The organism is uncultured Kriegella sp. (genome assembly GCF_963975415.1).
In the GTDB taxonomy this organism is placed as follows: domain Bacteria; phylum Bacteroidota; class Bacteroidia; order Flavobacteriales; family Flavobacteriaceae; genus Kriegella.
In genome coordinates, this window is sequence record NZ_CAXBGN010000009.1 from 161,908 (window position 1) to 179,805 (window position 17,898).

At 40.2% G+C, this 17,898-nt stretch carries 17 protein-coding genes; 3 read left to right on the plus strand and 14 right to left on the minus strand.

All coding sequences use genetic code 11. From position 1 onward, the window contains the following. Nucleotides 1–449 precede the first annotated feature (449 nt). A complete protein-coding gene (locus tag AACZ88_RS18160; protein WP_339713326.1) occupies nucleotides 450–995 on the plus strand; it encodes a pyridoxamine 5'-phosphate oxidase family protein in 546 nt (181 codons plus the stop codon). Nucleotides 996–1,020: 25 nt separating this feature from the next. On the opposite strand, the gene AACZ88_RS18165 is transcribed toward AACZ88_RS18160, so the two are convergent. Together AACZ88_RS18165 and bshC are read right to left on the minus strand one after the other, a co-directional pair. Further along, a complete protein-coding gene (locus AACZ88_RS18165) occupies nucleotides 1,021–2,391 on the minus strand; it encodes an aminotransferase class V-fold PLP-dependent enzyme (RefSeq protein ID WP_339713329.1) in 1,371 nt (456 codons plus the stop codon). A gap of 76 nt (nucleotides 2,392–2,467) precedes the next feature. Next, nucleotides 2,468–4,078 carry a bacillithiol biosynthesis cysteine-adding enzyme BshC gene (gene bshC / locus AACZ88_RS18170; protein ID WP_339713424.1) on the minus strand — a complete coding sequence of 537 codons (1,611 nt, stop codon included), beginning with the start codon at nucleotides 4,076–4,078 and terminating at the stop codon, nucleotides 2,468–2,470. A gap of 171 nt (nucleotides 4,079–4,249) precedes the next feature. Here bshC and AACZ88_RS18175 point away from each other — a divergent pair, with 171 nt between their 5' ends. Next, the gene (locus tag AACZ88_RS18175) at nucleotides 4,250–6,715 is read left to right on the plus strand and encodes a M14 family metallopeptidase (protein WP_339713332.1); all 2,466 of its coding nucleotides are present in this window, start codon (nucleotides 4,250–4,252) and stop codon (nucleotides 6,713–6,715) included. A 102-nt stretch (nucleotides 6,716–6,817) separates the two neighbouring features. Here AACZ88_RS18175 and AACZ88_RS18180 read toward each other — a convergent pair whose 3' ends face one another. The 6 genes from AACZ88_RS18180 to rimO all read right to left on the minus strand — a co-directional run bounded on the left by AACZ88_RS18180 (nucleotide 6,818) and on the right by rimO (nucleotide 13,622). Next, a complete protein-coding gene (locus tag AACZ88_RS18180) occupies nucleotides 6,818–7,813 on the minus strand; it encodes an SMP-30/gluconolactonase/LRE family protein (RefSeq protein ID WP_339713335.1) in 996 nt (331 codons plus the stop codon). Between the two features lie 54 nt (nucleotides 7,814–7,867). After that, a complete protein-coding gene (locus AACZ88_RS18185; protein ID WP_339713338.1) occupies nucleotides 7,868–9,190 on the minus strand; it encodes a GntP family permease in 1,323 nt (440 codons plus the stop codon). Nucleotides 9,191–9,274: 84 nt separating this feature from the next. Then, nucleotides 9,275–10,219, minus strand: coding sequence for a sugar phosphate isomerase/epimerase (locus AACZ88_RS18190; protein WP_339713341.1), 945 nt, complete (start codon nucleotides 10,217–10,219; stop codon nucleotides 9,275–9,277). Nucleotides 10,220–10,391: 172 nt separating this feature from the next. Further along, nucleotides 10,392–11,216 carry a ferritin-like domain-containing protein gene (locus AACZ88_RS18195; protein WP_339713344.1) on the minus strand — a complete coding sequence of 275 codons (825 nt, stop codon included), beginning with the start codon at nucleotides 11,214–11,216 and terminating at the stop codon, nucleotides 10,392–10,394. Between the two features lie 30 nt (nucleotides 11,217–11,246). Beyond that, nucleotides 11,247–11,975: a ferritin-like domain-containing protein gene (locus tag AACZ88_RS18200; protein ID WP_339713346.1), complete on the minus strand. Its 729-nt coding sequence runs from the start codon at nucleotides 11,973–11,975 to the stop codon at nucleotides 11,247–11,249. Nucleotides 11,976–12,317: 342 nt separating this feature from the next. Beyond that, entirely contained in the window at nucleotides 12,318–13,622 is a 1,305-nt protein-coding gene (gene rimO, locus AACZ88_RS18205; RefSeq protein WP_339713348.1) for a 30S ribosomal protein S12 methylthiotransferase RimO, read from the minus strand. Between the two features lie 115 nt (nucleotides 13,623–13,737). Between rimO and AACZ88_RS18210 the strand changes: the two genes are divergently transcribed. Next, nucleotides 13,738–14,847, plus strand: coding sequence for a serine hydrolase domain-containing protein (locus AACZ88_RS18210; RefSeq protein WP_339713351.1), 1,110 nt, complete (start codon nucleotides 13,738–13,740; stop codon nucleotides 14,845–14,847). Between the two features lie 26 nt (nucleotides 14,848–14,873). Here the strand turns inward: AACZ88_RS18210 and AACZ88_RS18215 are convergent, their stop codons facing one another. The 6 genes from AACZ88_RS18215 to rpmB all read right to left on the minus strand — a co-directional run bounded on the left by AACZ88_RS18215 (nucleotide 14,874) and on the right by rpmB (nucleotide 17,883). After that, nucleotides 14,874–15,728 carry a hypothetical protein gene (locus AACZ88_RS18215; RefSeq protein ID WP_339713353.1) on the minus strand — a complete coding sequence of 285 codons (855 nt, stop codon included), beginning with the start codon at nucleotides 15,726–15,728 and terminating at the stop codon, nucleotides 14,874–14,876. Further along, nucleotides 15,718–16,119 carry a hypothetical protein gene (locus AACZ88_RS18220; RefSeq protein ID WP_339713356.1) on the minus strand — a complete coding sequence of 134 codons (402 nt, stop codon included), beginning with the start codon at nucleotides 16,117–16,119 and terminating at the stop codon, nucleotides 15,718–15,720. Before AACZ88_RS18220 ends, AACZ88_RS18215 begins: the two co-directional genes overlap by 11 nt. A gap of 76 nt (nucleotides 16,120–16,195) precedes the next feature. Beyond that, nucleotides 16,196–17,158, minus strand: a complete 963-nt coding sequence (ftsY, locus tag AACZ88_RS18225) for a signal recognition particle-docking protein FtsY (RefSeq protein WP_339713359.1) — start codon at nucleotides 17,156–17,158, stop codon at nucleotides 16,196–16,198. A gap of 91 nt (nucleotides 17,159–17,249) precedes the next feature. Next, entirely contained in the window at nucleotides 17,250–17,402 is a 153-nt protein-coding gene (locus AACZ88_RS18230) for a DUF4295 domain-containing protein (RefSeq protein WP_339713361.1), read from the minus strand. A 41-nt stretch (nucleotides 17,403–17,443) separates the two neighbouring features. After that, the gene (rpmG, locus tag AACZ88_RS18235; protein ID WP_089894532.1) at nucleotides 17,444–17,626 is read right to left on the minus strand and encodes a 50S ribosomal protein L33; all 183 of its coding nucleotides are present in this window, start codon (nucleotides 17,624–17,626) and stop codon (nucleotides 17,444–17,446) included. A 20-nt stretch (nucleotides 17,627–17,646) separates the two neighbouring features. After that, nucleotides 17,647–17,883, minus strand: coding sequence for a 50S ribosomal protein L28 (gene rpmB / locus AACZ88_RS18240; protein WP_339713366.1), 237 nt, complete (start codon nucleotides 17,881–17,883; stop codon nucleotides 17,647–17,649). Between the last annotated feature and the right edge of the window lie 15 nt (nucleotides 17,884–17,898).

Sequence of the window (17,898 nt, forward strand, 5' to 3'; positions counted from 1 at the left end):
AATAAAATGCGAAATAGACTTTTGGCTCCTCCTCAAAAAAGAAATATCTACTTTAACATGAGGCTGTTTCAAAAAAAAGCCCCGGCATGAACACCAGGGCTTTTAGTCAAAATCAAAAAACCAACCTAAACACATGAATCTTTATAACTATTTCAAATTAAAATCTTGTTTAAAAACTTCATCCCGACGAATTGGGGTGAATCAGGATGAAGTGTACTAAATCTTCTCTCACAGCAATTTGTATATGTAACAACCTTAAAAGAAAATACCCTACCCCCTAAAAGAACTTTTTTTCGACTTATTTACCAAAAATTCATAAACTGCTTATTTTATGACCCTTACATTTACAAAATCATTTTCTTTATTAAAAATAGGGGCAATTAAATCTTGTCTCTCCCGATGTTTTATCACAAGTTTCAGTTAACTTTAATTAGATAATACATTCAAAAATGACACAAAAAATTCTTAATGAAATTAAAGAAGAGTTTAATGAGGCAATTAGTACCCAAAAACATCCATTTCGGTTGTGCACTTTAGGAACCGTTGGTCTTGAGAATATTGCACGGCTACGTACCGTAGTACTTCGGAATGTTGATGCTAACCTACAATTGACTTTTTATACCGATACCCGTTCAAAAAAAATAGTACATATCAAAGAAAACAAAAAAGTAAGTTTACTGTTTTATCACTCGGAAAAACTAATACAAATACGAATAGAGGGCTTGGCTACTATTGTAAAAGACCCCATTATTTTAGAAAAGCACTGGAGGAATATAGACAACGCCAACCGAAAGGACTATAAGACAAAAACGGCGCCGGGATCAGGTATTTCAGACCCCGCCCTTATCGAATATCTTGAAGACGCTCATTATTTCTGCATGGTAACCATAGAACCTTTTAAAATCGAATATTTGAAACTTAACCACCTTAATCACTTGAGGGTTCGATTTTCAAAAGAGGATACCAATTGGGAAAGTGAGTTTTTGGTCCCCTAGCATTAGTTTACAACGCTGCTATTTCCTATTCCATAGATTTTAGAATAGCCCGAATATCTTGCTCCGTAGTATCAGGGTTGATAAAACAAAAGCGGGCGACGGTTTCATGGCCTGCACCCTGCTTCCATTTGGTTGGGGTTACCAAAGCAAAACCTTCACGGTGATTTTTGTAGGTCCAATTGCGGTAATCTTCCGGAGACCAACCTATTCTTCGGAATAGCACACATGACAGACTAGGCTCCCGAACGAGTTCTACAAGTGGGGTTTCCGTAATAATTATGCCGGCCAAATTTGCCAATCGAATGCCCTGTTCGACCGCCCATTTGTATTTATCGGTGCCATGCATGGCCAAAGAAAACCATAAGGGCATGCCGCGTAGGCGCCTCGTCAACTGTATTTGATAATCTGATGGATTGAAGCCTTGCGCACCTTCATCCTTAAAAATATCGAGATAAGAACCTTCTTGGGCATGGGCATCCTTCGCCTGTTCAGGATTCTTATAGATTACCGCGCCACAATCATAGGGTGAGAACAACCATTTATGTGGGTCTATGGTAATACTATCGGCCCTTTCAATGCCATTGAACAAATGCCGAACAGAATCAGCCGCCAAAGCACCTCCCCCATAGGCAGCATCAACATGAAACCACAATTTCTCCATTTCACAGATTCGGGCAATACCTGAAAGGTCGTCTATAATACCTGCGTTCGTAGTACCTCCCGTAGCCACGACGGCAAAAAGTCGTTTTCGTTGGCGCGCATCAAGTGTATCTATTTTCGCTTGAAGTGCCGATTTCGACATCAAATCTTCTGTTTCAACTAAAAGTAGGTCCACATCAATCACCTTAGCCATGGTCTTGATGGAGGAATGGGCACCTGTAGAAGTAATAATAAGTCCTTTTTCATTTAAATTTTCAGAATGCTTCCGCCATTGTTCCCTGGCCGTTACCAAGGCCGACAAATTTGCCGCGGTACCACCACTAGTGAAGACTCCAAAAGCCCCCGCTGGAAGTTGGGTAAGCGAGACCAGCCATTTCATAGCCTCATTTTCACAGAAAATACCTCCGGCACCTTCCATCCAATACGCACCATGAATACTAGAGGCCGAAGTGACCAAATCGAACATAATCGCCGCACGGGTCGGAGCCGCGGGCACAAATGCCAAATGCCTTGGGTGATCTATGGGTACCGTTGCCTTTACGAGCACATCTCTGAACAATTCAAATGCTCTTTCACCACCAATACCTTTGTCGGTAACCGTTTCACCTACCAGTTTTCGCAACTCTTCTTCTTTTTTTGGTCGACCAAATTCTGGGGAAGTAGCTGTAATTCTTCCAATAGCATATTTCATGACATCCAAAGTCATTTCAACCAACTCAATATCTATATTATGCATCTAATACGGTTTATAACGGAGTTACCCTTAGCCTATAGCCAAAGCTCCATACAGTGAAATAATTCAAAAGTATACTTTAGGCCTTTAAAACAACAAACTCTAGCTGCAGTGGTTTTAAGGCCTGAATCAACATAGGAATAAGATCTTCCCCATATTCCAGATATAATTCGGAAAAGTTAAGAATCCGTTCTTGTAAGTTCTTATTCGGAAAAAGTTCATTCTGAATTTCCGTCATTCGACTCACCTGATCTTCCAATTTGCGTTTTTGGGCTTTCAACAGTCGTTTTTCTAGATGGTCCAGTCCTTTTTTTTGCTTGACTTCTTGTGCCTTTACTGCTCCCAAAAACGATTTATCGGTTTGTTCCGCCAATTCGTACATCGTCTTGAATTGCTGCTCTAAAAGTAATTTCTGCGGAGAAAAATCAACATCAATGTTAGAAATTTCCCTTATTTTTTTGTTTATGAAGCTATGTTGATCTAAAAAGAGATCTTTGGACGAAAGATTCATCTTTTTTAATTTTTTATCTTGCTTTGAAGTGATCACTAAAGCTGAATTTCGAAGTAGAAGAATAGGAAAAGGAACCTCCATTGCCTCAAAAGTCGATTTTAATTCGAGCCAATAAGCGATTTCACCACCACCACCGATATAGCAAAGATTGGGAAGTATGACTTCTTGGTACAAAGGCCTAGCAATTACATTGGGAGAAAACCGCTCAGGGTGTGTATCAAGCACTTTCAACAATGCTTCTTTCGAAAAAACAATGCCGTCCCCATTTTCTGGAGTTACATGAAACTTTCCGTTACTTTCAACAATTCGTTCACGTACACCTTCGGTTAAATAGAAATAATTGATTTCCCTTGGGTTAACTTGAATGCCGTATTTCGCCTCAAGGTTCTCTAAACCGGAAATTGTTTCGGTAACCTTTTTAAAAGACACCTGCTCAAATATATCTCTTTTTGCATAGGGGATTAATAACTTTTTAAGTGCCCTGTCATCGCCATCTACTATTACCAATCCGTAAGAGCCAAAAAGTTCATTGACCAAATATCGTGTTGCATCGGTCAAAGTATCATGTTGTAAATAGGCATCGGAAAACCATTTTTTTAAGGTTTCGGCATTCACATTACTACCAATTTCATTAGCGAATGCGGTAAAAACTTCCTGGAGTCCCTGAGTGTCTAGTTGGCCTACTGCTCCCGACGCTTCCCTATTCCATTGTAATTTTTTTGTTTTGAAATTAAAATAGTTGATTTCTTCGAAATCATGATCTTCGGTAGCCATCCAATACACAGGCACAAAGTCGTATTTCGGATATTTCTTTTTTAACTGTTTGGTAAGATTGATCGTGGATACAATTTTATAGAGAAAATACAACGGTCCTGTAAACAAGTTCAACTGGTGCCCCGTGGTTACCGTAAAAGTAATCGGTTCTTTTAGTCGTTTTATATTATCCTCAGTCAGTTCACTTACCTGAATATCATCATATTGCTTTTGCAAGGCCTCGTAAAGCACTTCACGATGCGCTTGGGGGAAATTCAATGCTTTTTCCTCAATCTGTCCTTTAAAATTTTCCAAGGAAGAAAACCTATGGTAAAAAGGACGAATCGATGCTTTTTCATCGATATAATCACCGATCAGTTTCGAGAAATAGCCGGTTTTCGCAATGGGTAGACAGTCAATATCCATATAAATGATAAAAATCGAGGTAAATATAAAACTCTTGATTTTTTCATTTCCTAAAAATACGTTAATTACCTTGGCCTTAGCTTTTGAAAAGCTAACCAAAAGCTTCCTTTTTGACTCAAAGTTTGTTCAATATTCCATAGATTTGAACGTTAACAATCGAAACGTTATTCCATGAAATGGATACTACTTCCAATGATATTGCTAATTTCACTGATTAGCACTGCTCAGCAGGCACCCCAGTCACCTTCTGAATTTTTGGGCTATGAATTAGGAACTCAATTTACGCGGCATCATGAAGTCGTAGATTATTTCAAACATCTATCTGAAACAAGGCCCGACCAAGTGGTATTGATCGAATATGGCAAGACCTACGAACGAAGACCACTGTTCATCGTTTATTTCTCAAATAAAGAGAACATTAAAAATATAGAAGAAATTAGACAAACACACCTTAAGGGTATCCATGGTGAGAACAATTCAGAAAAGGCTATTGTCTGGTTGAGCTATAATGTACACGGGAACGAAGCTTCAAGCACAGAAGCTTCAATGCAAACCATTTACGACCTTTTAACCAGCAAATCGGAATATCTAAAAAATACGGTTGTTGTAATGGATCCCTGCAGCAACCCTGATGGTCGCGATAGGTACGTAAACTGGTATAATCAATACAAGAATACACCGAATAATATCGATTCCGATAGCAAAGAACATCACGAAGGGTGGTGGAGTGGGCGTAGCAACCACTATATGTTCGACCTTAATCGTGATTGGGCATGGTTAACACAATCGGAAAGCCAACAACGCCTAAAAATTTATAACCAATGGTTGCCCCATGTACATGTCGATTTTCATGAACAAGGGGTGGACAGCCCGTATTACTTTGCCCCTGCCGCAGAACCTTTTCACGAAGTAATTACAGATTTTCAACGTGACTTTCAAGTTACTATTGGCAAAAACCATGCAAAGTATTTTGATGCTAATGGCTGGTTCTATTTTACCAAAGAAGTCTATGACCTGCTCTACCCAAGTTATGGTGACACCTACCCCACCTATAATGGCAGTATCGGCATGACCTACGAACAGGGAGGTGGCGGTCGCGCCGGATTGGGGATTATCAACGACTTAGGCGATACTTTGACCTTGAACGATAGAATAGCCCACCACCGCACTACAGGTCTCTCAACAATAGAAGTGGCAGCCCAGAATGCTAATATATTAAATGAAGAGTTCGTTAAATTTCATGAAAACAAAAACTATAAGTACAAAAGTTATGTACTAAAAGGAAATAATGACAATGCCGAAGCCTTACGCCGACTATTGGACCAGCATCAAATAGAATATGGCCATGCAACCCAAACAAGCATTAAGGGATTTGATTATGGATCACGAAAATCGGGAAGTTTCAAGATTGACACTACACAAATAGTCATATCGACCAACCAACCCAAAGGTACTTTGGTAAAGGTATTATTTGAACCTAACGCCAAATTAAGCGATTCGCTTACCTACGATATCACGGCATGGTCTTTACCTTATGCTTACGGATTAAATGCCATAGCTTCAGAAACCAATGTAGCCTCCAAACCTTTTGAGAACCATACGATGCTCGAGGAGAAAAAATCGAAACTCTCTGATGACACTTATGCCTTTTTATCGTATTGGACCAGTATTAAAGACGCGCAGTTTCTAGCTGAATTGTTAAAAGAAGATATTCATGTACGTTATACCAAAGAACCTTTCGTGTTGGATAACCAAACTTATGACCGTGGAAGCTTGATCATAACGCGGGCCGACAATACAAACACATCAGACTTTCTTAAGCGTTTGAGCCACATTAGTCAAAAACATCGAATTGTTCTGACGCCCACCGCAACAGGTTTTGTTGACAAGGGAAAGGATTTTGGATCTAAAAAGGTAAAACCCATCAAACCTATAAAAATAGCCGTGCTCTCAGAGAAACCAACAAGTTCGCTTCGTTTTGGGGAAATTTGGCACTTTTTTGAGCAGCAGCTCCGATATCCGATAACAGTAGTCGATAGCGACAACTTACAACGTACCGACCTTACCAAATATGATGTTGTAATTTTCCCTGGAGGGACGGGTTATAAAAAGTTTTTAGACCAAGATAAATTAGAAAACCTCACCAACTGGATCAAAGATGGTGGTAAGCTCATAGCTATGGGGGGTGCTTTACAGGGGTTAGCAGACAAAAAAACGTTTTCCCTAAAAAAGAAAATAATCAAAAGTGATAGTGTTGTTGACCTGAAATCATTTGACATTAGTCAAAGGGAAGGCATTAAAAATCTGATAACCGGCGCAATTTTCAAAACGGCCGTGGATAAAACCCATCCTTTAGCATTTGGATACAACAAAACGTATTTCACCCTAAAAATGGGTAATGATGCCTATCAATATCTTGATAAAGGAAGTGTTGTCTATCTTGAAGGGAAAGACAGAAATCCCGTAGCCGGATTTGCAGGAAGTACCGCCATAGAAAAAATTGGGCAAACCCTTGTCTTTGGTGTTGAGAACCATGGTGATGGGCAGATAGTCTATATGGTGGACAACCCCTTATTTCGGGGATTTTGGGAAAATGGCAAACTCCTCTTTGCCAATGCATTATTCATGGTCGACTAAAAATAGGCAGCATCGGCTTTCATCACTTAATGCTTTCAGGGATGGTGTGACGGGAGCTATAAGAATGGTCAATTTAGCTTTATACAATTAAGATGATGCCACCTATTTCAAGGCAACTTTGAAAACATAGTCGTCTGCTGTCATATACAACGTTTTCTCATCAGAAGTAAAAGCGCAATTTGCCGTGGCCTGCCCAGTATGTATTCTTGCAATCGGTTTACCTGTTTTATTGAAAATCCAGAGTCCACCAGGGCCAGTGGCAAACAAATAGTTCTTACTGTGCATTTTCATTCCATCGGGCAAGCCCTGTTGACCTTCTTGACCGACTAGATCTGTTACATCGTATAAGAGTCTTTTATTACTTATTTTCCCCGGAGCCACAATATCATATTGATACCACACCGCATGTTTGGGGTCTGAAACAGCAACGTACAATTTGGTATTATCCGGTGAAAAGCATATACCATTGGGTCGGGTCAAAGTGTCGACCAGCACAAGTTCCCCAGTAGCCATCAAACAATAAACTCCCTGAAAATCGATTTCCTTTTCAGGATCATCCATTCGTTTTGGAAGTCCGTAAGGGGGATCTGTAAAGTACAAATTACCCTTTGCATCGAAAACTCCGTCATTCGGGCTATTAAATCTTTTATTTTCAAAATGGGAAACCATAACCTCATAATTGGGTTGCGGCGCATGTAATGGCGCATCCATCCTCGCAATTCTTCGCTCACCATGCTGTAACAAGATCAACTCACCTTTCTGATTCAAAAGCAAACCGTTTGACCCGGGCTCTTCGCCTTTAAAATGCCGCCCCATATACCCCGAGGGACTCAGATATTCTGTAATCTCCCCCTTATTATCAAGCTTAAAAACTTTATTGTTGGGAATATCGGAAAACAACAAATAGCTTCCATCGGCTATCCATAAAGGACCCTCCGTCCACGAAAATCCACTTCCTACAATTTCAATTTCCGAATCTTCATCTAAAATTTGTAATGCTTCATCATCTAAAATTTCAATCGAAAATTGGTGCTCTTCTTGGCACGACGCCGTCAAAGGTAAAGCGGCGATTAAAAAACTTAGAAAAATTCTATTCATGATTTAGCATTTAGTCAAGTATTGATTAATGATGAAGTCTTCAAAACACTGTTCCTAACCTAAAATTTGGGAAATAGAAAATATAACGGTTATGGCGGTAACACCAAAAATCAAGGTACCAACGGTATGCACCTGATTTCCTTGTTTTACATCCATACCTGTTAACTGTGTCAACACCCAAAAAAAACTATCATTGGCATGGGACACGACCGTTGAACCAGCCCCTATGGCCAAAACCGTTAGTGTTTTAGAGAAAGCCGCATCAAGCCCTAAAGCTGGCATCATGGGAGCAACAATAGAAGCTGTAGTTATAAGGGCAACCGTAGATGACCCCTGGGTTGTTTTAAGACAGGCCGCCAATAAAAAAGGAAAAAAGAGCCCTATCGACATTTCGGAAAAACTAGCCGTAATCAAATCGGCAATTCCAGAATTTTGAAGCATGGCCCCAAAAATACCACCAGCTCCAGTAATCAAAATAATCGGTGCGGCGATACGAACGGAATCACCCAACCAACCTGTAGCCGAATAAACTTTTTCATCTAACTTTTTAGGCAATAATAACGATAACATAATTCCGACGAGGAGTGCAATAACAGGAGTTCCGAAAAAAGAAATAATCGGGTACAAAGCCGATGATTGCATATTCAATTCAGGGTAGTCAAAAATCGATTTTGCCACAATGAGAATTATCGGAACTACTATAGACAAAAGTGACAACCATAATTTAGGCTTATGGATCTCATCGCGTTCAGCCTCCAATTGAATGGGAAGCTTGATGCGAGCGGCAATCTTTGTGGCAAAAAAATAACAGGTAACCAATGATAGCATACTTACGATCAGTCCCCACATGATAACACTCCCAAGCTCAGCTCCCAGTATACCGGCAGCGGCTATCGGTCCTGGTGTAGGAGGAACCATTACATGTGTTGCGGTAAGGCCTAATGCGAGTGCTGCCGTGGTACCGGCATAGGAGACCTTCGCCTTGTGAGACAAAGCTTTGTTCAATGAATTCATAATGATGAAGGCGCTATCGGCAAATACCGGAATGGACAACAAGTAACCGGTAACCATCATTGCCAAATGAATTGATTTTTCACCGATTAGCTGCAGCATTCGCGTTGCAATAACCATTGCGCCACCAGATTTTTCCAATACGGTGCCTATAGCCACCCCAAAGAAAATAATTAAGCCTATTTTGCCCATGATACTTCCGAAACCGTCATTGATAGAAGCAACAATCTGAGACACGTTCATACCTGTAATGAAACCGTAGGCAATGGCGGCCAATAACAGCACAAAAAAAGGATGAATTTTCCATTTAACAATGCCGATAACAATGAATGCCAGGGCTAATACTAGTGCAATTACGTAAATCATAGTTTGGTGGTAATTTTAAATTGGTTGATTCAAGAATAGTTCATCTTTACGCTACATTTCAAAAATATTAAAGATGGGTGCACATTACACTCCCGCCTCCGTAATAACTTCCAGCGTCTTCCGCAATCCGGTTTTAGCGACCTGTAACAAATCTTGTTTATGATACTCGGGATTATACAGTTCTAAAGAAATACATCCATCAAATCCTGAAGCTTTTAAATCTTTTAAGATTTCCGCAAGGGGCAACATCCCATCTCCTGGATATACACGGTGCTTATCTTTCATATCTTGAAGTTGAATTCCTTTGGGAGCGTCGTTAAATTGAAATATGGCAAAAAGATTACCGTTCAATAATTTTAATCCTTCAAACCCCCCTTCCGATATGTACATATGATATACATCGGGAATAATCTTTGCCATGGGGTGGTCTGCATCCAAAGCAACGGCAACGGCCTGCCCCATGGTTTTTAGCGGAAACATTTTCACAAATACCAATGCGGGAATAATATTATATTCTTTCAAACCGATTTCCAACAATCGTCTGTAACAGGATGCAACAAATTTAACGTCATAATCTTCTCCCACCTTATTTGGAATTGCCTGAATATGCGTACAACCGATATCGGCTGCCATTCGCATACGGTTCTTGGTTGCGGGTAGTGAGGCTTGAAAAGCTTCCTCATTCTCAGGTAGACAACCCCAAAGACCAATCATGCTGGGTACAAAAAGACCTGCCCGTCTTATCTTTTTCCCTAATTCCTTAAGGTCGCCGCCATTTTTCTCATACTCTTCGAGTTCATTATCCCAAGGCTCAATGGCATCATAACCAGCTGCTATGGCAATATCTACCTTTTCTTCCAACGATTTTGCCGTTCGTATGGTTGCGGTATCTAAACAAATGGGCCACGGACTTTGTCCGTTTTGATATCGCTTTTCTTTTTTTAGATCCTTTTTGATTGTAGAATTTGCAAAAGTAACAGTAGCAAAACTAGCCGCCGTCGTTCCCGCAATAAATTTTCTCCGATTCATGCTCTCGTGGGTTTGCCCCTAAAGTAGTGAATAATTTGATAAATCATTCGCCCCCCATATAGTCCATATCATAGCATTTTTTCAAGTAGGTTCAACGTAATCATAATTATCTAATTAATCAAAAAAACCACCCTATGGGTGGTTTTTATATTTTTTTTAGCCAAAATATGTACTAGCTTAAAAATAAGCTTGCAATTTCTCCGGCATTATCACTTGTTAACGGTTCATCATAAGCTTGAGTAGACGATTCGAAAGAAAACGGATCTCCATCACCTAATGTAGTCACATCGACACCTCCATGAATAACATTGTCTTCATTGACATAAACGGCTTGAGCAATTTCGGGCATACCTGCACCTCTTTCATTCCCGGTTATCCAACCTTCCAAACCTCTCAACCTCCTTATTTCCGAAGCATGCCTTGCCTCTACCGAATGTATCTGCAGGGCCACGGTAAGAATAGCAGGGTCGCCCATTACATTTTCAGCCTGACCTTTATAAGCACGAACACCGGTATCTTCGAAAGCTTGAGCGAATGCCAAAAGTTGCGCATATGAGGTATTCATATCTCCATTTTCGCCAAAAGGATCAAACCTTCCACCTACCGTAAAATCGAATTTAGGGGCATCGAAGGCTTCATCTCCCAACGCTCCTTGCAACAACGATACGTGCGCGGACTCATGTTTGGAAATTTGATTGTAAATACCCTCTGCCTTGGCGTGACCATATAACACGCCCGACTCCAATGCCTTTAGGTAAAAATCAGCTTCAATATACTCCAACAACAACGCTAATTGTAAAGCAGATATTGGATCGCCCTGCATCATACTCGGAGCTGCCCAAGCCTTGTTGCCCATTGAAGCCAAGCCTAGTGGAACGGCGGCCATGGCCGCTTTCTTGCCCATAGTACCCAATGATCCGAACATTTCCCTACGAGATGTTTTGTTATCGGAAAGTTTTTCCGTTGTGAATTCCTCTAAAAATTTTATAATATCCATGATTTTTTATTTAATGATTAGTGTTCAATCTTAAGGTAATTTGTTGGCCGTAAACGGGGTCACAATAAAGCCGCCGGCCGCCGCCAATATGACCGAGGGATTTTCCGCCTTGTCAAGACCAGTAGTTGGATCAACGATATCATCTCCCGCAAAAAGCGCGAAGTCGTCCATATCGCCTCCCCTGATGCTTCTTATTGCCGCGGCATGGCGGGCCTCTACAGAAACAATTTTTCCGGCAATAACGAGGTAGGCCCCGGTTTGAATCAATTTACCTGCACCATTATAAGCCTGAACACCAGTATCTTCAAGCAGTTGCGCCGTAGTCAACACAGAATCCCTATTATTGAAATCGACACTATTAAAATCAAACTCTAAATTTTCAGGAAGAACCACATCGCCATCAAAATTTGCGGTCAAAGCAGCTTTGAAGAATTCCCTGTGGTTTACCTCATGGTTGTACAACGCTTGAAGCACGTTCTTTTCTTCAGCTGCGGCGCCAGACCAATAGCTACCATTAACGACTCTTGTATAGAATTCGGCTTCTAACTGTTCAAGGGCATAGGCATAATTTAAAACCCCCAAATCTCCTTCGCCCAAATCAAAAGGCCCGTCCATATCTAAATCGGGCATCTCATCGGTTTGACTCTTTTCGCAGGCATAAAAGAGAGTGGCTCCAGCCAAACCTAGCCCACTCATCTTGAGAAATTTCCTTCTTTCGGAGCCGTTGATTGTGGCAACCGCAATTTTTTTCCTTTCCATAGTGATAAAAGTTTTTAAGTGAATAATTCCTTATACCAATACCTACGGAAAAACCGACCAAGGGTTCGGTTTTGTCAAAAAATTAACAAAAAATTAAGCAATTTCAATAAATAAGCGGCAAACACAATGTAGTTTTACTACGCGAAAAGTTGGAATATGGCCGTCTGCAAGAAAGAAAACAGGCCAAAAAAATACAAGAACGAGCCGTTTATCTTAGAGGAAAGCTATAAAATCAAATTATAACATGGAATTGCCGCAAATATCGACTACGATATTTTCTATTGAAGACAGCCTTCGCCGAAGAAGTAAATTCTTGTCTTGATTTAGTAGTGCATTCTTTTATTACGCTAAAGGTGAGCCATAAAGGTCAAAGTCGGCCGCATCATTTATCTTGATGTCGACAAACTCCCCTTGCTTCAGATAATGCTGAGTAGCATCGATCAATACTTCGTTATCGACATCGGGAGAATCAAACTCGGTACGGGCGACGAAGTAGTTACCTTCTTTTCGATCAACAATGCACCGAAAGATCTTTCCAATTTTTTGCTGATTCAGTTCCCAAGAAATTTGGGATTGAATTTCCATAATTTCGTTGGCACGCTCTTGTTTCACTTCTTCGGGCACATCATCTTTTAAAGAATAGGCGTGTGTATTCTCTTCGTGACTGTACGTAAAACAACCCAAACGTTCGAACCGCATTTTCTCTACCCAATTTTTTAGGGTTTGGAAATCGGCCTCCGTTTCTCCAGGGTAGCCAACAATCAGCGTAGTTCTTATAGCCATTTCAGGAACCGCTTTCCTAAATTCGTGCAATAATTTGGTCGTTTTTGCTTCGGTAGTACCGCGACGCATACTTTTAAGAATAGGGTCTGCAATGTGCTGTAGCGGAATATCTAAATAGTTACAAATTTTGGTCTCTTGTTTCATAACCTCCAATACATCCATTGGAAAACCTGTCGGAAACGCATAGTGCAACCGAATCCATTCAATGCCTTCGACCTTGACCAAGGCCCTAAGTAGTTCGGCTAAATTCCGTTTTTTATATAAGTCTAACCCATAGTAGGTGAGGTCTTGTGCAATCAAAATAAGTTCCTTCACCCCTTTGGCCGCCAATTTTTCAGATTCTGCGACCAATTCATCTATAGGTGTACTTCGATGCTTGCCCCGCATAATGGGTATGGCACAGAATGAGCAAGGTCGATCGCAACCCTCGGCAATTTTTAGATAAGCATAATTTTTGGGAGTCGTCGTCAAACGCTCCCCGATCAGTTCATGTTTATAGTCGGCCCCTAAAGCTTTTAACAAATTGGGAAGCTCGCTAGTACCAAAATATTCGTCTACATTTGGAATTTCTTTTTGCAAATCAGGTTTGTAGCGTTCACTCAAGCACCCGGTCACGAATACCTTGTCGACCTGTCCCACTTCTTTCTGCTGCACATAGTCTAAAATCGTGTTTACACTTTCCTCCTTGGCATTGGCTATAAAACCACAGGTGTTGATAACTACAATATTTCCTTCCTCTTGATGCACCACCTCTTTATCATTGGCACGCAATTGCCCCATCAATACTTCAGAATCATAAACATTCTTCGAGCATCCGAGGGTAACAACATTAATCTTGTTCTTTTTGGTGGATTTTGTACGCATAGCTTTTTAATGGGATGCAAAAATACAACTTGATGAAAGAACTATGCTCTTTTAAGACGAATTCTTCCATTTTACCGTTAAACCTTTGCATCACATAGCTATCCAATACAAAAAGATGATGACAAGATTCTGCATTATAGGTTTAACCTCATTGTTGTTTTTTATATTAATAGGATGTTCCACCGATTCGATGGACAATGATTCGGCCGAAGGTGGCCTTGTTACAGAACAGGAGGAAATCTATTTTCCCCCTATAAATTCTGATGTTTGGGAAACCGTCTCCCTTGAAAGCCTAGGATGGAACGAGACAGCCATCCAATCACTATACACTTTTTTGGAAGAAAACAGCACCGATGCGTTTCTAATACTTAAAAATGGACGAATAGTGGAGGAGAAATATTTTGGTGATTTTGACAGCACTAAAAATCACACTTGGAATTCTGCCGCAAAAACCTTGACCTCACTTACAGTAGGTATCGCCCAAGAAGAGGGCTTTTTATCTGTAGATAATCCATCATCCGATTACATGGGCTCAGGTTGGTCGTCATTAACTTCCGAAAATGAGCTTAAAATCACGGTTAGACATCACTTGACCATGACAACAGGCTTAGACTATACCGTAGACAACAACTTTTGCACAGCCCCTGAGTGTCTTGTTTATAAGAATGACCCTGGCAGCTTCTGGTACTATCACAATGCCCTGTACACCTTATTGGACAATATTGTATCGGGTGCCGTTAGGCAAGACTTTGAAACTTATTTTAATAGTAAAATACGCGATAAAATTGGCATGCAGGGATCTTGGCTAAAGGTCGGGTACAACAATCTATACTTTAGTACAGCAAGAAGTATGGCGCGATTTGGCCTGCTTAATCTCAATAAAGGAAAATGGGAAGAGGAAACCATCTTAGCCGATATGGACTATTTTACCACAATGACATCGAGCTCCCAAGAACTGAACAAATCGTATGGTTACCTGTGGTGGCTAAACGGAAAAGATAGTTTTCGATTGCCTGAATCAGAAGAAAACTATCAAGGAAAATTAATACCTGCCGCACCCGATGACCTTATCGCCGGCCTTGGGGCAGCAGATCAAAAACTGTATATAGTTCCCAGTATCGATTTGGTTATTGTTCGCATGGGAGGCGCCGCAAATTCGGCAGAACTGGGGCCAACATCGTTCGACAATGCTCTTTGGGAGAAAATTAATGCTGTAATTAATTAGTAGACGTTACTAAGAAAATCTAGTCCTTAAATCCAAAGAATGTTATTCAAAATGGACAAAATAGCGTAGAGCAGGAACGTGAGTTTGAATAAACGTTTAATTGCCCCAAAATCATCGGAACACATGATAAGACCCATGAACAACAACGTAGCAGCAAACTCGAATTCTGATACGACCAGACCGATCGAGCCTACAAAGACCAGTAGAAAAACCAATGTAAATTTATGCCTCGAGAAAAAAGCGAACAAAAGCGTCAGTAAAAATTCCATTCCAATAATGGAATAGACGAACGGTTGCTTCAGCACTAAAAAAGGCAGTGTACCAGAATCTAAAGTGACCCCATCAACAGATGATGGCTCTTTGAGCAAAAAATCAGAAATTTTTGCCGCATTGTGAGTTAATGATTCACTTATCCCAGAAAAGGCGCCACTCATCAGCAGCGGGCGAAAAAAATCACCTGAAAGTACACGAAGTGCAATAAAATCGCCACTTAAAAAATTAGGGTTCAGCAACTTGTGAACTGTTGCAAAGCCCATAACAATTACAAAAATCCATCGAAGGTTCTCTTTAAAAAGATGTTCATCGTCGGTATTCAATATCAAAAGGGAAAGAAAAAAGAAAAGATACAAATGATTCGGTGCATTGTACCATTTGAAGTACATTCCTCCTAAAATACTCGACAAATAACCTAACTTAAAGATTGTTCGATAAACCGAAGTTTTATCCAAAAAAGCAATGGTCACAACCTCAGGTAAAAATACGATAAGGCCCAAAACCAATTGGGTGAGTGCTAAAACCGCCCCAGAACGAAATTCGACAACGTTAATGATTAAGAGCAACAAATACCCTAGAACTACGGTTTTTCTGAACTCACTCTTCATAACTATTCACTAAAATTTGGTTCAATTTTAATGAATCTGACGTAAAATTAAGCCGCCAAACCTCAACTTTAAAGGGCTCTTTACTCGTATGCTTAAAATAGCCGTGTAACTTTTGAAGATTATCATTACTAGGGTAGGTTCGACATTTTAGAACCAATTTTTTAAACGCAGCATTCGTATCAAAAAGTTTGGTTTTACGGGCTGAAATTTTGTTGCCATCAATTTGAAACCAAACGAAGTGGCTGTCGGGGTGGTAGTCTGAATACATTCCGTACCCACCTAATTTCCATGGGTTTAAATCACTGTAATTCGTGAAACCCATTTGAAAAAGAGCCCAAATCAATACAATACAGGGCACCCAATATTTTTTTGTGAATATTCCGAATTTCAAATTAAAGAATATTTAGGCCCTATTATATTCATGCATTGATCTACACTATTTAAAAACACAACGTTTTCGGCAAAACTCAATTCTTTGCACTGAAGAAAGAATCAACGAACTCATGCTTATTAAAAACCTGAAGATCTTCTATACCTTCGCCTACCCCTATATATTTCACAGGAATCTGGAACTGATCTGAAATTCCGATGACGACACCTCCTTTTGCCGTACCGTCGAGCTTTGTAACAGCAAGCGATGTAACTTCAGTGGCTTTCGTAAATTGTTTGGCCTGCTCAAAAGCATTTTGGCCAGTAGAACCATCAAGCACCAATAATACATCGTGAGGTGTATCAACAACCACCTTTTGCATCACCCGTTTCACTTTGCTTAGCTCATTCATCAGATTAACCTTGTTGTGTAACCGGCCGGCCGTATCGATTATCACGACATCGGCATCTTGTGTTACTGCCGAGCTCAGTGTATCAAAAGCCACGGAAGCAGGATCACTGCCCATTTTTTGTTTTATAATAGGAACATCAACTCGATCGGCCCAAACCTGCAGTTGGTCGATTGCCGCAGCACGAAAGGTATCGGCGGCCCCCAACACTACCTTTAACCCTTGAGCTTTGAATTGGTATGCCAATTTACCGATAGTAGTTGTTTTACCAACGCCATTTACACCGACTACCATAATCACGTAGGGTTTTTTATCCCTCGGGATACTGAATTCGGTCGCATCACCTATATTGGTTTCAGAAAGAAGTCCTGAAATCTCTTCACGCAGAATATGGTCCAGTTCATCGGTACCCATATATTTATCCCGTGACACTCGTGCTTCGATACGCTCGATAATCTTCAGCGTGGTGTTTACCCCTACATCGGAAGAAACCAATACTTCTTCCAAATTATCGAGTACATCATCATCAACCTTTGATTTACCGGCAACGGCTTTTCCTAATTTTGAAAAAAAACTGGTCTTGGACTTTTCTAACCCCTTGTCCAATGTTTCTTTTTTCTTTGAAGAAAAAATATTCTTGAATAAGCTCATAAGTTCTACTGAAATATTTGCTCAAAGATATAAAAATAAAAAAGCCGCTTTCCAATGGAAAGCGGCTCAATAATATTTTCTAACAAGTTTGTTATTTCTTAGACAACCATTCGTTAACGACTTCAGGCGTCATAACAGACTCTACAAAAGTGTAAGCCCCTGTTTTAGGTGATTTTACCATTTTAATGGCCTTTGTCAATCTTTTTGAGCTTGTTTGTAAACTCGCTACGGTCTTCTTTGCCATGACTAATTATATTTATATGTCATTTTCGCGAAAGCGAAAATCTATTTGATTTCTTTATGAACGGTCATTCTCCTTAGGATGGGATTGTATTTTTTAATCTCAATCCGTTCTGGAGTATTCTTTTTATTCTTTGTGGTAATATACCTTGAAGTTCCCGGTTGACCCGATTCTTTATGTTCGGTACATTCTAAAATAACCTGAACTCTATTGCCTTTCTTTGCCATTGCTAACTAAATTTTAGGGATTATTTTAAAAACCCTTGCGCCTTTGCTTCTTTCAGCACAGCTGAAATTCCCTTTTTGTTGATTGTTTTCAACGCTCTAGTAGAGACCTTAAGAGTTACCCATCGGTCTTCTTCCGGAATGTAAAAACGTTTTTTAGAAAGATTTACATTAAATCTTCTTCTAGTCTTATTGATCGAGAAAGAAACATTGTTTCCGAACATAGCTCTCTTCCCAGTAATTTCACACACTTTTGACATTGCGTTGTCTTTTTC

Excerpts from the sequence above, each read along its gene's own strand:
- AACZ88_RS18215 (WP_339713353.1), bottom strand. The coding sequence starts at position 15,728 with ATGAAGAGTGAGTTCAGAAAAACCGTAGTTCTAGGGTATTTGTTGCTC.
- AACZ88_RS18185 (WP_339713338.1), bottom strand. The coding sequence starts at position 9,190 with ATGATTTACGTAATTGCACTAGTATTAGCCCTGGCATTCATTGTTATC.
- AACZ88_RS18200 (WP_339713346.1), bottom strand. The coding sequence starts at position 11,975 with ATGGAAAGGAAAAAAATTGCGGTTGCCACAATCAACGGCTCCGAAAGA.
- AACZ88_RS18210 (WP_339713351.1), top strand. The coding sequence starts at position 13,738 with ATGATGACAAGATTCTGCATTATAGGTTTAACCTCATTGTTGTTTTTT.
- AACZ88_RS18230 (WP_339713361.1), bottom strand. The coding sequence starts at position 17,402 with ATGGCAAAGAAGACCGTAGCGAGTTTACAAACAAGCTCAAAAAGATTG.
- rimO (WP_339713348.1), bottom strand. The coding sequence starts at position 13,622 with ATGCGTACAAAATCCACCAAAAAGAACAAGATTAATGTTGTTACCCTC.
- AACZ88_RS18160 (WP_339713326.1), top strand. The coding sequence starts at position 450 with ATGACACAAAAAATTCTTAATGAAATTAAAGAAGAGTTTAATGAGGCA.
- rpmG (WP_089894532.1), bottom strand. The coding sequence starts at position 17,626 with ATGGCAAAGAAAGGCAATAGAGTTCAGGTTATTTTAGAATGTACCGAA.
- AACZ88_RS18190 (WP_339713341.1), bottom strand. The coding sequence starts at position 10,219 with ATGAATCGGAGAAAATTTATTGCGGGAACGACGGCGGCTAGTTTTGCT.
- AACZ88_RS18165 (WP_339713329.1), bottom strand. The coding sequence starts at position 2,391 with ATGCATAATATAGATATTGAGTTGGTTGAAATGACTTTGGATGTCATG.
- AACZ88_RS18195 (WP_339713344.1), bottom strand. The coding sequence starts at position 11,216 with ATGGATATTATAAAATTTTTAGAGGAATTCACAACGGAAAAACTTTCC.
- AACZ88_RS18180 (WP_339713335.1), bottom strand. The coding sequence starts at position 7,813 with ATGAATAGAATTTTTCTAAGTTTTTTAATCGCCGCTTTACCTTTGACG.
- AACZ88_RS18175 (WP_339713332.1), top strand. The coding sequence starts at position 4,250 with ATGAAATGGATACTACTTCCAATGATATTGCTAATTTCACTGATTAGC.
- bshC (WP_339713424.1), bottom strand. The coding sequence starts at position 4,078 with ATGGATATTGACTGTCTACCCATTGCGAAAACCGGCTATTTCTCGAAA.
- rpmB (WP_339713366.1), bottom strand. The coding sequence starts at position 17,883 with ATGTCAAAAGTGTGTGAAATTACTGGGAAGAGAGCTATGTTCGGAAAC.
- ftsY (WP_339713359.1), bottom strand. The coding sequence starts at position 17,158 with ATGAGCTTATTCAAGAATATTTTTTCTTCAAAGAAAAAAGAAACATTG.